The organism is Nocardia jiangxiensis NBRC 101359 (assembly GCF_000308615.1).
GTDB classification, from domain to species: domain Bacteria; phylum Actinomycetota; class Actinomycetes; order Mycobacteriales; family Mycobacteriaceae; genus Nocardia; species Nocardia jiangxiensis.
In genome coordinates this window covers 16,117-28,120 of the sequence record NZ_BAGB01000043.1, presented here as the reverse complement: position 1 = coordinate 28,120, position 12,004 = coordinate 16,117, and the positions used below count along the sequence as shown (strand labels likewise).

At 67.6% G+C, this 12,004-nt stretch carries 10 protein-coding genes; 7 read left to right on the top strand and 3 right to left on the bottom strand.

Features of this window, described 5'->3' with window-relative positions:
- The first annotated feature begins 16 nt into the window (after nt 1–16).
- The 3 genes from inhA (at nt 17) to ON40_RS18515 (ending at nt 3,254) form a co-directional block, all read left to right on the top strand.
- Nucleotides 17–853, top strand: a complete 837-nt coding sequence (gene inhA / locus ON40_RS18525; protein WP_040824697.1) for an NADH-dependent enoyl-ACP reductase InhA — start codon at nt 17–19, stop codon at nt 851–853.
- Nucleotides 854–867: 14 nt separating this feature from the next.
- Nucleotides 868–1,911 (top strand): ferrochelatase, encoded by a 1,044-nt coding sequence (locus ON40_RS18520; protein WP_040824696.1) that lies wholly within the window; start codon nt 868–870, stop codon nt 1,909–1,911.
- 587 nt (nt 1,912–2,498) lie between these two features.
- The gene (locus ON40_RS18515; protein WP_040824694.1) at nt 2,499–3,254 is read left to right on the top strand and encodes a sulfite exporter TauE/SafE family protein; all 756 of its coding nucleotides are present in this window, start codon (nt 2,499–2,501) and stop codon (nt 3,252–3,254) included.
- Between the two features lie 9 nt (nt 3,255–3,263).
- Here ON40_RS18515 and ON40_RS18510 read toward each other — a convergent pair whose 3' ends face one another.
- Nucleotides 3,264–4,058, bottom strand: coding sequence for a S1 family peptidase (locus tag ON40_RS18510; RefSeq protein ID WP_245567872.1), 795 nt, complete (start codon nt 4,056–4,058; stop codon nt 3,264–3,266).
- 76 nt (nt 4,059–4,134) lie between these two features.
- Between ON40_RS18510 and ON40_RS18505 the strand changes: the two genes are divergently transcribed.
- Nucleotides 4,135–4,626 (top strand): pyridoxamine 5'-phosphate oxidase family protein, encoded by a 492-nt coding sequence (locus ON40_RS18505; RefSeq protein ID WP_040824692.1) that lies wholly within the window; start codon nt 4,135–4,137, stop codon nt 4,624–4,626.
- A gap of 15 nt (nt 4,627–4,641) precedes the next feature.
- Here the strand turns inward: ON40_RS18505 and ON40_RS18500 are convergent, their stop codons facing one another.
- On the bottom strand, nt 4,642–5,451 hold the full coding sequence (locus ON40_RS18500; protein WP_040824688.1) for an Rv1486c family protein: 810 nt from the start codon (nt 5,449–5,451) through the stop codon (nt 4,642–4,644).
- A gap of 94 nt (nt 5,452–5,545) precedes the next feature.
- On the opposite strand from ON40_RS18500, the gene ON40_RS51910 reads away from it, so the two are divergent.
- The 3 genes from ON40_RS51910 to ON40_RS18485 all read left to right on the top strand — a co-directional run bounded on the left by ON40_RS51910 (nt 5,546) and on the right by ON40_RS18485 (nt 11,150).
- Nucleotides 5,546–6,232: a hypothetical protein gene (locus ON40_RS51910; RefSeq protein ID WP_051193275.1), complete on the top strand. Its 687-nt coding sequence runs from the start codon at nt 5,546–5,548 to the stop codon at nt 6,230–6,232.
- Nucleotides 6,233–6,353: 121 nt separating this feature from the next.
- Complete coding sequence (locus tag ON40_RS51905) at nt 6,354–6,767, top strand: response regulator (RefSeq protein WP_040824849.1); 414 nt, start codon at nt 6,354–6,356, stop codon at nt 6,765–6,767.
- Between the two features lie 33 nt (nt 6,768–6,800).
- Nucleotides 6,801–11,150: a HAMP domain-containing protein gene (locus ON40_RS18485; RefSeq protein WP_040824686.1), complete on the top strand. Its 4,350-nt coding sequence runs from the start codon at nt 6,801–6,803 to the stop codon at nt 11,148–11,150.
- A gap of 9 nt (nt 11,151–11,159) precedes the next feature.
- On the opposite strand, the gene ON40_RS18480 is transcribed toward ON40_RS18485, so the two are convergent.
- Nucleotides 11,160–11,975, bottom strand: coding sequence for a DUF3097 domain-containing protein (locus ON40_RS18480; protein ID WP_040824683.1), 816 nt, complete (start codon nt 11,973–11,975; stop codon nt 11,160–11,162).
- Between the last annotated feature and the right edge of the window lie 29 nt (nt 11,976–12,004).

Sequence of the window (12,004 nt, the reverse complement as noted above, 5' to 3'; positions counted from 1 at the left end):
GGAGAACCGACAACTCATGGGCGGATTGCTCGACGGCAAGACCGTACTGATCACCGGGATCATCACCGATTCGTCGATCGCGTTCCACGCGGCCGCGGTCGCGCAGGAGCAGGGCGCGAAAGTGATCATCACGGGCATTCCGGAGCGGCTGCGGCTGATCGACCGGATCGCCAAGCGGCTGCCGCAGGAGGTCCCCCCGGCCATCGGGCTGGATGTGACCAGCGAGGAGGATCTCGCGGGTCTGGCCGACCGGATCCGTGAGCACGCGCCCGAAGGCGTGGACGGCGTGCTGCACTCGATCGCCTTCGCCCCGCGCACCCTGATGGGCCCGGAGGCGCTGCCGTTCCTGGACGGTCCCGGCTCGGATGCGGCCAAGGCGTTCGAGATCTCGGCGTGGAGCTATGCCTCGCTGGCGCGCGCGGTGCTGCCCGCGATGAACGAGGGCGGCTCGATCGTGGGCATGGACTTCGATCCGCGCACCGCCATGCCGTTCTACAACTGGATGGGCGTGGCCAAGGCCGCCCTCGAGTCGGTGAACCGGTACGTCGCGCGTGAGGTGGGCGAGGCCAAGCGGGTCCGCTCGAACCTGATCGCCGCGGGTCCGATCAAAACCCTCGCGGCCAAGGCCATCGCCGGTACCGCGACCGACGACGCCAAACAGCTCAACATGCTGAACACCTACTGGGACGGTGCGTCACCGATCGGCTGGAACGTGGACGACCCGACCGTGGTGGCCCGCTCGATCGTGACCCTGCTGTCTGACTGGCTGCCCGGCACCACCGGCTCGATCATCTATGTCGACGGCGGCGCGAGCCACAACACCTGGTTCCCCGAGAACTTCTCGGGGAACTGAGTCCCGTCGCCGCTATGGGATTCGATGCGGTCCTGCTGCTGTCCTTCGGCGGCCCCGAACGTCCCGAGGACGTGATGCCGTTCCTGGAGAACGTCACTCGGGGCCGGGGCGTGCCGCGCGAACGGCTCGAGGAGGTCGCGCAGCACTATCTGCATTTCGGCGGCGTCTCGCCGATCAACGCGCTCAACCGTGACATCATCGTGGCGCTCGAGGCCGAATTCGCCACGCGCGGTATCGATCTGCCGGTGTACTTCGGCAATCGGAACTGGCATCCGATGGCGCAGGACACGGTGGAGCGGATGCGGGCGGACGGTGTGCGCAGTGCACTGGTCTTCCCGACGTCGGCGTGGGGTGGCTACTCGGGATGCCGCCAGTACGACGAGGACATTCTGCGCGCCCGCGAAGCGGTCGCGGACGCGCCGGAACTGGTGAAGTTGCGCCAGTACTTCGATCACCCGCTACTGATCGAATCCTTCGCGGATGCGATTCGTGCTGCGCTGCAGGACATTCCGGCGGACCGGCGCGATCGCGCCCGGCTGGTGTTCACCGCACATTCGATTCCCGTGTCCGCGGACGTCTCGGCCGGACCGCCGGACGAGGGCGGGAAACTCTACAGTCGCCAGGTCGCCGAGGCGGCCCGGTTGTGCGCGGCGGCAACAGGATTCGCCGAGTACGACGTGGTGTGGCAGTCCCGCTCGGGCCCGCCGCAGGTACCGTGGCTCGAACCCGACATCGTCGACCACTTGGGCGAACTCTCGGCCACCGGCGTCGACGCGGTCGTCCTGTGTCCGGCCGGGTTCGTCTCGGACCACCTGGAGGTGGTCTGGGACCTGGACAACGAGGCGCACCAGAAGGCCGGTGAACTCGACATGGCCTTCGCGCGCGCGGCTACTCCGGGAACGGATCCACGCTTCGCCCGGCTGATCGCCGAACTCGTCGAGGAACACCTCACCGACGTGGCCCCACGTCGTCTGGGCACGGTTCCGGGTTACGGCTGCACCGTGAACGGTGCGCCGTGCGCCGTCGGCTGCTGCGAGCCGCCGCGCCGTACGCGATAGCGCGCGGGTCGGGCGCTCGGCCCGGCCGTGCGCGTACTCGACAGGTCACCCGGCCGGAAGTCGAGCCGCACCGCCGCCGCGGATGGGATTCGGTTCTCACCCACCGGGACGCTGCGCGGGCGTTGTGCCCGCCGCGTACCGGATCATCCCGTCCGAGGTCGATTCGGTGACGTCGTTACTTCGCCGGCGCTTCCGCGTCGAATCGCGAACTTGACGTTGCTTACCTTGACCTTGTTGTTCACGTTGACCTTGTCCATGCCGACATCGTCGGTATGGACTTTCTCGACAGTGCAGTCGAACCTTGGTGAACTCTGTTGTGCTGCTGTCGAACTCTGATGTTGCTGAAAGCGTATGTCGGGTCCGGGGCCGCGGACCCGAGTAGGTCACTACTCGAATACCGTTGCGCCACGGGCTCGATCGCTCCTCGTGGTACTCGCAGGCGCGGGCGGGTCCGTCCGTCCGTCCGTCGATATTCCCTGTGCGCCGGTATTCATGGGATGTTTGAATGGGTGCGTCATCCTGGCGATTCGGGCCGCGCCGGTGATCGGTGAACGGTGGTCCGGAGTGGAAGAGGATGGTGGGCGCCGGTGGGTCCATGGCAGGCGCTCGAGCTGCTGGGTGTCGGTTTCGCCGCGGGCCTGGTCAGCGTCCTGGTGAGTCTGGCCTCGCTCGTGTCGTTCCCGGCGCTGCTGGCATTGGGGCTGCCGCCGGTCGCGGCGAACGTCACCAACACCGTCGCGCTGGTGTTCACCGGCCTCGGCTCGACCGCGGGTTCGCGCTCGGAGCTCGCGGGCCGGGGCGCAGTGGTGTTGCGACTGGGTCTGCTGGCCGCGGCGGGCGGAACCGTGGGCGCGATCACGCTGCTGCTCGCGCCGGCGTCCTCGTTTCAGGTCGTGGTGCCGTTCCTGATCGGCGGTGCGTCGGTGTTCCTGCTCGCCCAACCGCGGCTGGCGCGCCTGCGGGCGGCCTACGACGGCGCGGATCGGCGGTGGCGCGAGTGTGGACTGCGGGTCCTGTTGTTCGGCGCGGCGATCTACGCCGGGTACTTCGGCGCGGCCGGGGGAATCCTGATCCTGGCGATTCTCACCGCCATGTTCCCGGGATGGACGCCACAGCAGGTCAACGCGGTGAAGAACACCGTCAGTATGTGCGCGAACGGTACCGCGGCAGTGGGATTCGCGATTTTCGGTCCGGTGCACTGGGCCGCGGTGGTACCGCTGGGGCTGGGCTTCCTGATCGGCGGCTGGGTCGGCCCGGCCTTCGCGCGACGACTGCCCAGTAACGCCCTACGAGTGATCGCGGCGACCTGCGGTATCGCCATGGCCGTGAAATTCGCGCTCTAGCAGCGGGATTCACCTGCCGATCGACGGTATCCCCGCGTAGATGCCCGGGAAACCGGCTTGTGTGACACCCTTACCCCAGGAAGTGACCCCCGCGACCGCGCCGTCGACGAGAAGTGGTCCGCCGGAGTCGAATTCGGCGGTATCGGCGGTGGTCGATCCGGCGCAGAAGTCGTGGGCCGAGTCGAATTCGGCACCGTAGGCGGCCGTGCAGGAGGCGGCGGGGGCCAACGGCACGGTGACCGTGCGCAGACGCACGTTCGAATCGTCGGCGCCGGAGGTCGCACCCCAGCCCACGACCGTGCCGGTGCTTCCGCGCGGCGTCGCGACCCGGACCGTCGGGAGCGTGAGTTTGGTCTGCAAGGTCAGGACGGCGACGTCGTGGTGGTAACTCAGGTCGCCGTCGAAGGTCGAGATGCGGAACCCGGGATCGACGCCGATCGCCGTGACGCCCACGGAGGTTCCGTCCCGGCGGGTCAGGTCGGCGCGTCCGAAGGTGACGGTCAGCGCGTGCGGGACCGGCTCGGCGAAGATCACGCAGTGCGCCGCGGTGAGGACCTTGTCCGGGGCGATGAGCGCACCGGCGCAGAACTGGCCGCCGGGGCGCAGGGGAAAGGCGGGGGATCCGATCGCACCGAGCCAGGGGTAGGCGGTGGCGGACACCTCCGTGCCGCCGACCACGGCGGAGGCCGGTGGCGTCGCGCAGACGGCGGTACCGGCTGCCGCGATCGCCAGGGCCATGGCGGCGTTGCGGAGGAAATGCATGGACGCGACCTCGATATCTGCCGAAAAAGGAACCTGGCCCATTCAATCAGAATGCTCCGAGTGCCGGGCGGGTCCGGATGCGGCGGATGTGTCGGTGGGCGGAGCTACCGTTGGCGCCATGAGCATCTGGACCGAGTTCACCGAGGCATCTCCGCGCATCTCGGAGGTGTTCCGGCGCCGCCACGCCGCGGCCGGGAATCTGTGCCTCTTGGCGACCACCCGCTCGGACGGATATCCGCGGATCAGCCCCTTGGAACCGCGGATCTTCGAGGGGGAGTTGTGGCTGGTGGGCATGCCGGGCACCACGAAATTCCAGGACCTGCGGCGCGACCCGCGGTTCTGTCTGCACACGGCCACCGTCGACCCGCAGGTCGGCGACGGCGACGCGAAACTCTTCGGCACCGTACGCGAGGTGCCCGATGCCGAGCTACAGCGCCGCTGGGCCGAATCGCTGTACGAGGACACGGGATTCGATCTACGCGGTGAGAAGCTCGAACCGTTCTTCGCCGCCGACATCACCGGCGCCTCGGCCGTACTGGTCGGCGACGGACATATGGAGGTGGTGATCTGGAAACCCGGCGAGCCCGAGCGGGCCGTGGTCAAACACTGAGACCCGGCGCCGACCTCACGCGGTCGCGTGGATAGCGGCCAGGCGCGCGGCGCGGATGGCGTTCCACAGCGGGCGCAGCAGGGTCTCCTGGGCGGCCATCGCACTGGCCGAACTGGGCGCCGAGGCCGGTTCGTGCTGCGCCACGGTCAGGATGGCCGCCACGTGGTCGGCGGTGTCGAGGATGCGGCGGGCGCGTAGCGGGATCGAATCCGGATATTCGTGGCGGGAGTATTCGGCGAGTTCGTCCTCGATGAGTTCGCGTGGATCGGGGCCGCCGGAGTTCACCTCGGTGGTCTGCAGACGCGCCAGCGCGTCCGCGGCGTCGCGGACGGCTTGGCGGATCGCGTATTCGGCCTCACCGAGGGGCATGTCCTGCTCCACGATCTGCGGAACCGGCGTGCGGTAGACGGTCCACTGCAGGGTGTCCTCGTCCACCCACTCCGGCACCAGTCCCATCCCGTCGTCGCCGGGCACGCCGACCAGGATCCCTTCCTCCGCCTCGAGAGCCGCCGGGGCGAATTCACTGCCGGTCGGCAGTCCTCGGACATCCCCGGGGACCGGCAGCATCAGCCGCAGCCGAGCCCGCGGATCTCCGGACTCCTCACGAATCAGCTTGAGCAGCAACATTATTCCGGCGCCGCCGCCCTCCAGGGACTCGCCGCCGGGCCACGGCAGCCCGGTGTGGCCGCCGGTGACCGGATCTCCGGCGGCGACCAGCTGGCGGGGCGCCCAGGCGTGCAAGGAGTCCAGCACGTCGTCGGGCGCGCTGCGACCGGCCAGCCACGCGCCGGCCCACGCCGTCAACGTGGCACTGGGAGAACACATGTTTCGAGCATAACTGCGCCGTTGCTTGTGAGCCGCCCGTGCCTGTCGGTCCGTCCCGCTATTGTGCGTGACATCCGATTGTCAGGGGGAAACCATGGATCGCACCGATCGGTTGTACACACTCGTCGAGGACCTGCGCGGGGCGGCGTGGCGTCGCCGGACCACGCGCGAGCCGGCTGCGCGTTGTGCGGGGGTTCGTACCATGGAACGTGATGTCCCGGCCCTGCCGCAGACCGAGGCGCGGATCCCGGCTCCTGTCGGGCGCACCGGCGGCTGTACGCCGGATCGGCGAATGCCGTTGCCGCCGTTCAACTTCTCGCTGGCCGAGGTGATCGTGATCGGGGCGACACCGCGACGCTTGTGCGGTATGCCGTTCGAGACCTCCGGTGCGCCGGGAAAGAACATGGCGGACATGACGGACGAATCGGCCGGTGCCGCACGCGATCTCGCGGCCCGGGTGCGGGTGATCGAACCGATCGCCGTACCACCGGCGGTTGTGCAGGCGGCGTGTCGTGCGGCATGTGGTGCGCCGAGAGCGCGTGCTCGCGATGTCCCGGATCGACCGATTCGATGCGGTGAGCGTGTGCGTGGTGGGGGTGCTGCTGCCGATGTGCGGTGTAGGGGCGCCGGGGATGTCGGACACGCCGCCCGGTGGGTTCAGGTGGCCGATATCGCGTACGAATCCACGCGCGCGATGCGAGTGGTCGGCGAGGTCCTGCAACCCGCACAGACCGCCCGGCGGTGGGCTGGTATCCGCACATCCGCCGGCCGCCGATGGTAAAGGATTCGTCGTATTCATACCCGCGCCGCAGCGGTGCGAGCCGGACCACCCGCGGCAGGGGAGCCTCTCACCTGGCCGTACCGGGTCCGAGATGGTAACGGAGCGGCATAGACTAACGCTCATGTCGGCTGACATCTCGGGCGGTCCCAAGAGGCTGCTGCTGGCGGAGGACCATCCGATGGTGGTGATGGCGCTCGAGTCGGCGTTCGAACTCGTCCAGGACATCGACCTGGTCGAGACGACCGGCTCCGTCGCGGCCACCCTGTCCGCGGCCGCCCGGATGCGCCCCGATGTCATTCTGCTCGACCGGCGGCTGCCCGACGGTAACGGCATCGACGCCATCGAGCGATTGCACGAGGTGTCCCCGGCGGCCAGGGTGCTGGTCTTCACCGGGGACGCGGACCGAGCCATGCGCGACCGGGTGATCGCGGCCGGCGGCGCGGGGCTGGTGCTCAAGACCGGCCTGTTCGACGACCTGCTCGAGACCGTGCGTCGGGTCGCCGCAGGTGAGAAGTGTTTCGACGTGGATCTGTAGATTCCGACGGCCCCAGGGGAAGCGGGGACAGCGATGACCACCGACACCGCCGCGGCGGATCGTGTCAACAGCAACGACGAGCGCCTCCAGCCATTGCTGGACGGCCTCAAGGCGGTACGCGACGGGAATTTCCGGCGGTACCTACCCGAGGTCGGTGATCCGGTATTGGATGAGATATCGCTCGTGTTCAACGGGATGGTCGATCAGCTGGCCCTGTTCACCACCGAGGTCACCCGAGTGTCGCGCGAGGTCGGCACGGAGGGCAAACTCGGTGGTCAGGCCGCTGTTCCGGGTGTGTCGGGCAGTTGGAAGGACCTGACCGACTCGGTCAACGCGATGGCCGACAACCTGACCTCCCAGGTCCGCGATATCGCGGGTGTCGCGACCGCCGTGGCCAAGGGCGACCTGTCCCAGAAGATCACCGTGGACGTCAAGGGTGAGCTGTTGGAGTTGAAGAACACCATCAACACGATGGTCGATCAGCTCTCCTCCTTCGCCGATGAGGTGACGCGTATGGCGCGCGAGGTCGGCAGTGAGGGGCGGCTCGGCGGGCAGGCCAAGGTGCCGGAGGTCTCGGGCACCTGGCGTGACCTCACCGAATCGGTGAACATCATGGCCGGGAACCTCACCGCCCAGGTGCGTTCGATCGCCGAGGTCACCACCGCGGTGGCGAAGGGCGATCTGTCCCAGAAGATCACGGTCGACGCGCGCGGTGAGATCCTCGAACTCAAGAACACCATCAACACCATGGTCGATACGTTGTCCTCGTTCGCCGACGAGGTGACGCGCGTGGCGCGGGAGGTCGGTACCGAGGGCCGCCTCGGCGGGCAGGCGCAGGTGTTCGGTGTGTCGGGCACCTGGAAGAGCCTGACCGAATCGGTGAATTTCATGGCCGACAATCTGACCGATCAGGTGCGTTCGATCGCCGAGGTGGCCACCGCGGTGGCGAAAGGTGATCTGTCGCAGAAGATTCGGGTGGATGCGCGCGGTGAGATCCTCGAACTGAAGGACACCATCAATACGATGGTCGATACGTTGTCCTCGTTCGCCGACGAGGTCACCCGCGTGGCGCGAGAGGTCGGCACCGAGGGCCGTCTGGGTGGGCAGGCGGATGTGAAGGGGGTGTCGGGTACCTGGAAGGGCCTGACCGAGTCGGTGAACGTGATGGCCGACAATCTCACTGCGCAGGTGCGCTCGATCGCCGAGGTGACCACCGCGGTCGCCCGCGGTGATCTGTCGCAGAAGATTCGGGTGGATGCGCGCGGTGAGATCCTCGAACTGAAGGACACCATCAATACGATGGTCGATACGTTGTCCTCGTTCGCCGACGAGGTCACCCGCGTGGCCCGCGACGTCGGCACCCAGGGCCGCCTCGGCGGGCAGGCGGATGTGAAGGGGGTGTCGGGTACCTGGAAGGGCCTGACCGAGTCGGTGAACGTCATGGCCGACAACCTCACCGACCAGGTGCGCTCCATCGCGCAGGTCGCCACCGCCGTCGCCAAGGGCGATCTGTCCCAGAAGGTCACCGTCGAGGCGAAGGGCGAGGTCGCGGCCCTGGCACAGACCATCAACACCATGGTCGACACGCTGTCCGCCTTCGCCGACGAGGTCACCCGTGTCGCGCGAGAGGTCGGCACCGAGGGCATTCTCGGCGGTCAGGCGCGAGTGCCGAACGTGGCGGGCACCTGGAAGAGCCTGACCGACAACGTGAATTCGATGGCGGGCAATCTGACCAGCCAGGTCCGCTCGATCGCGCAGGTCACCACGGCGGTGGCCCGCGGCGAGCTGTCGCAGAAGATCGACGTCGACGCGCGCGGGGAGATCCTCGAACTCAAGACGACGATCAACACCATGGTCGATACCCTGTCCGCCTTCGCCGCCGAGGTCACCCGCGTGGCCCGGGAGGTCGGCAAGGAGGGGCAGCTGGGTGGCCAGGCCGAGGTCGAGGGTGTCTCGGGAACCTGGAAGCGGTTGACCGAGAACGTCAACGAACTCGCCGGAAACCTGACCCGTCAGGTGCGCGCGATCGCCGAGGTCACCAGTGCGGTGGCCACCGGGGATCTGACCCGGTCGATCGCGGTCGAGGCGAAGGGCGAGGTCGCCGAACTCAAGAACAACATCAACGCGATGGTGCAGTCCCTGCGCGAGACCACCCGCGCCAACGAGGAGCAGGCCTGGCTCAATACGAATCTGGCCCGGATCTCCGGTCGCCTGCAGGGCCATCGCGACCTGTCGGCGGTCGCCCAGCTGATCATGAATCAGGTGACTCCGCTGGTCGGCGCTCAATACGGCACGTTCTTCTCCATGGCATCCGAGCGCGAGCGCGCGGTGCTGCGGCTGATCGCCGGATACGGGCGCATCGAGGACGGTACGGTCTTCGACCTCGGACAATCGCTGGTCGGGCAGGTCGCCCTGTCCAAGCAGACGATCATGATCGACCACACGCCGCCGGATTATCTGCAGATATCCTCCGGGCTGGGCGCCGGACGCCCCGCGAGCCTGATCGTGCTGCCGATCGTTTTCGAGGATCAGGTGCTCGGCGTCATCGAACTGGCCGCGTTCACCCGGTTCACCGTGGTCCAGCGCGATTTCCTCGAACAGCTCATGGAGAGCATCGGGGTGAACCTGAATACGATCATGGCCAATTCCCGCACCGACTCCCTGCTCGTGGAGTCCCAGCGGCTGGCCGGGCAGTTGCAGCAGTCCAACGCCGATCTCGAGGAGAAGGCCGAACTGCTGGTCCGCCAGAACCGCGATATCGAGATGAAGAACTTCGAGATCGAACAGGCCCGGCAGGAGATCGAGGAGCGCGCCCAGCAGATCGCCCTCGCCTCGAAGTACAAGTCGGAATTCCTGGCGAATATGTCGCACGAGCTGCGCACACCCCTGACCAGCCTGTTGATTCTGGCCGGGGTGCTCGCGCAGAACGCCTCGCGGAACCTGACGGACAAGCAGGTGGAATTCGCCAAGGTGATCCAGTCCGCGGGCAAGGATCTGCAGCAGCTGATCGACGACATCCTCGATCTGTCCAAGGTCGAGGCCGGGAAGATGGACATCCGCACCGAGCCGGTCTCGCTGCCGGAGCTGCTGGATTACGTGCAGACCACATTCCGTCCGCTGACCAGCCAGAAGGGGCTGGACTTCGAGGTCGAGGTCGCGCCCGATGTGCCGCCGCAGCTGGAGACCGACGAGCAGCGGTTGCGTCAGGTGCTGCGCAACCTGCTGTCCAACGCGGTCAAGTTCACCGAGACGGGGACGGTCTCGCTCCGGGTGTGCCGGACCGGCCAGCACCTCGCATTCTCGGTGAGTGACACCGGAATCGGTATCGCCGAGCAGAATCTGGAGACCATTTTCGCGGCGTTCCAGCAGGCGGACGGCACCACCAGCCGCCGCTACGGCGGCACCGGCCTGGGTCTGTCGATCAGCCGGCAGGTGGCGAATCTGCTGGGCGGGCAGATCAGCGCGGAGAGCCGGATCGGGGTGGGCAGTACGTTCACGCTGACGCTGCCGCTGAATCCGCCGCCGGAGATCGTCGCCGAGTCCGGAACCCGGCCCGAATCATCCGTTCGCACAGTACTCGTCGTGGAGGATCCGGTCGATCGCACCCTGACCCGCCTGATCTCCGGTGTGGTCGCCGAACTCGCCGACAACGACGGCCCGGTCCAACTCGAATCGGTCGGCAGTTGCGAGCAGGCGCTCACCGCCGTTGCGGCCTGCCAGTGCGTCCTGGTGGATGTGAACCTGCCGGGCGCGGGCACCGCGGAGTTCCTGGACGGTCTGTGTTCCCAGCTGTCGGCGAAAGGTGCGGCGGTGCTTGCCTATCCGGTCGGTGAGCTGAATCGGGAGCGTCAGCTGATCGTGGAGGCGGCCGCGCGGACCTATGAGGTGGAACTGGTCGGCACGGCCGACGAATTCCGCGAGCGGTTCATTCTGATGCTCACCCATCCGCATCCGACCGAACTCGAACAGCAGGGCAGTCCCCGGCAGTATTCGGGGCTGCGTGGTCGCAAGGTGCTGCTCGTGGACGACGATACGCGCAACGTCCTGGCCATCGCGGGCATGCTGGAGCTGAACGGCATGAGCGTGAACCACGCGCCCAACGGCCGCAAGGGAATCGAGGCGTTGCAGGCGAATCCGGACGTCGACGTGATCCTGATGGATGTGATGATGCCGGAGATGGACGGCTACGCCACCACCGCCGCGATCCGCAAGATGCCGCGATTCGACCGGCTGCCGATCATCATGGTCACCGCCAAGGCCATGTCGGGTGATCGCGACAAGAGTCTGGCCTCGGGGGCCAGCGACTACATCACCAAACCGGTCCACGCGGAGGATCTGCTGGCCTGCATCGGCCGCTGGCTGAATGTGTCGACCGACGAGTGAGGATGCGGCTCAATCGGTTTCGGTCACGAAATCGATGAGCCGCTCCACCGCGCCGAGCAGCGGCGCCTCCAGATCGCGAAAGGAGTCCACCGCGTCGTAGACCCGCCGCCAGCCCTCCTGCGGTGTGCCCCAGCCCAGTCGGCGGCATACGCCGGTCTTCCAGTCCTCCCCGCGCGGCACCCGCGGCCACTCCGCGATCCCCAGCGCCTGCGGTCGCACCGCCTGCCAGACGTCGATGTAGGGATGTCCGGTCACCAGGACGTGCGGGCCCAGGCCCGTGGTGAGCGTGGTCTCCTTCGATCCGGCGACCAGGTGGTCGACCAGGACGCCCACGCGATGCTGCGGTCCGGGTTCGAATTCGGTCAGCCACGCGGCCAGATTGTCCAGGCCCTCGAGATGTTCGACGACCACGCCCTCGACCCGCAGATCGTGGCCCCAGACCCGCTCCACCAGCGCGGCGTCGTGCACACCCTCGACCCAGATGCGGCTGCCGCGCGCGACCCGGGCGCGCAATCCCTCCACCCGGGTTGACCCGGATGCCGAGCGAGTGGGGCGTTGCGGTGCGGCGGCCTTCGGGCGCACCAGGGTCACCGGCTGTCCATCGATGAGGAACGCCGCTTCGCGCATCGCGAACAGGCGCACCAGCCCGTGCCGGTCCTCGAGTTTGACGAACTCGCCGTCGTAGGTGCGCTCGAAACCCACGACGGCGCCGCAGAATCCGGTGGCGGCGTCCTCGGCGACCAGATCGCGTTCGGCGCTGACCTCGGGCACCGCGCGCTTGCGGGTGCGGGAATGGCCGGAGTAGATATCGCCGTACTCGTTCACCCGCTCGAAAATACAGTCTCGGCAACGTT

Coding starts and splice junctions, on each gene's coding strand:
- ON40_RS51905 (WP_040824849.1), top strand. CDS start 6,354: ATGTCGGCTGACATCTCGGGCGGTCCCAAGAGGCTGCTGCTGGCGGAG.
- ON40_RS18500 (WP_040824688.1), bottom strand. CDS start 5,451: ATGTGTTCTCCCAGTGCCACGTTGACGGCGTGGGCCGGCGCGTGGCTG.
- ON40_RS18520 (WP_040824696.1), top strand. CDS start 868: ATGGGATTCGATGCGGTCCTGCTGCTGTCCTTCGGCGGCCCCGAACGT.
- ON40_RS18510 (WP_245567872.1), bottom strand. CDS start 4,058: ATGGGCCAGGTTCCTTTTTCGGCAGATATCGAGGTCGCGTCCATGCAT.
- inhA (WP_040824697.1), top strand. CDS start 17: ATGGGCGGATTGCTCGACGGCAAGACCGTACTGATCACCGGGATCATC.
- ON40_RS18485 (WP_040824686.1), top strand. CDS start 6,801: ATGACCACCGACACCGCCGCGGCGGATCGTGTCAACAGCAACGACGAG.
- ON40_RS51910 (WP_051193275.1), top strand. CDS start 5,546: ATGGATCGCACCGATCGGTTGTACACACTCGTCGAGGACCTGCGCGGG.
- ON40_RS18505 (WP_040824692.1), top strand. CDS start 4,135: ATGAGCATCTGGACCGAGTTCACCGAGGCATCTCCGCGCATCTCGGAG.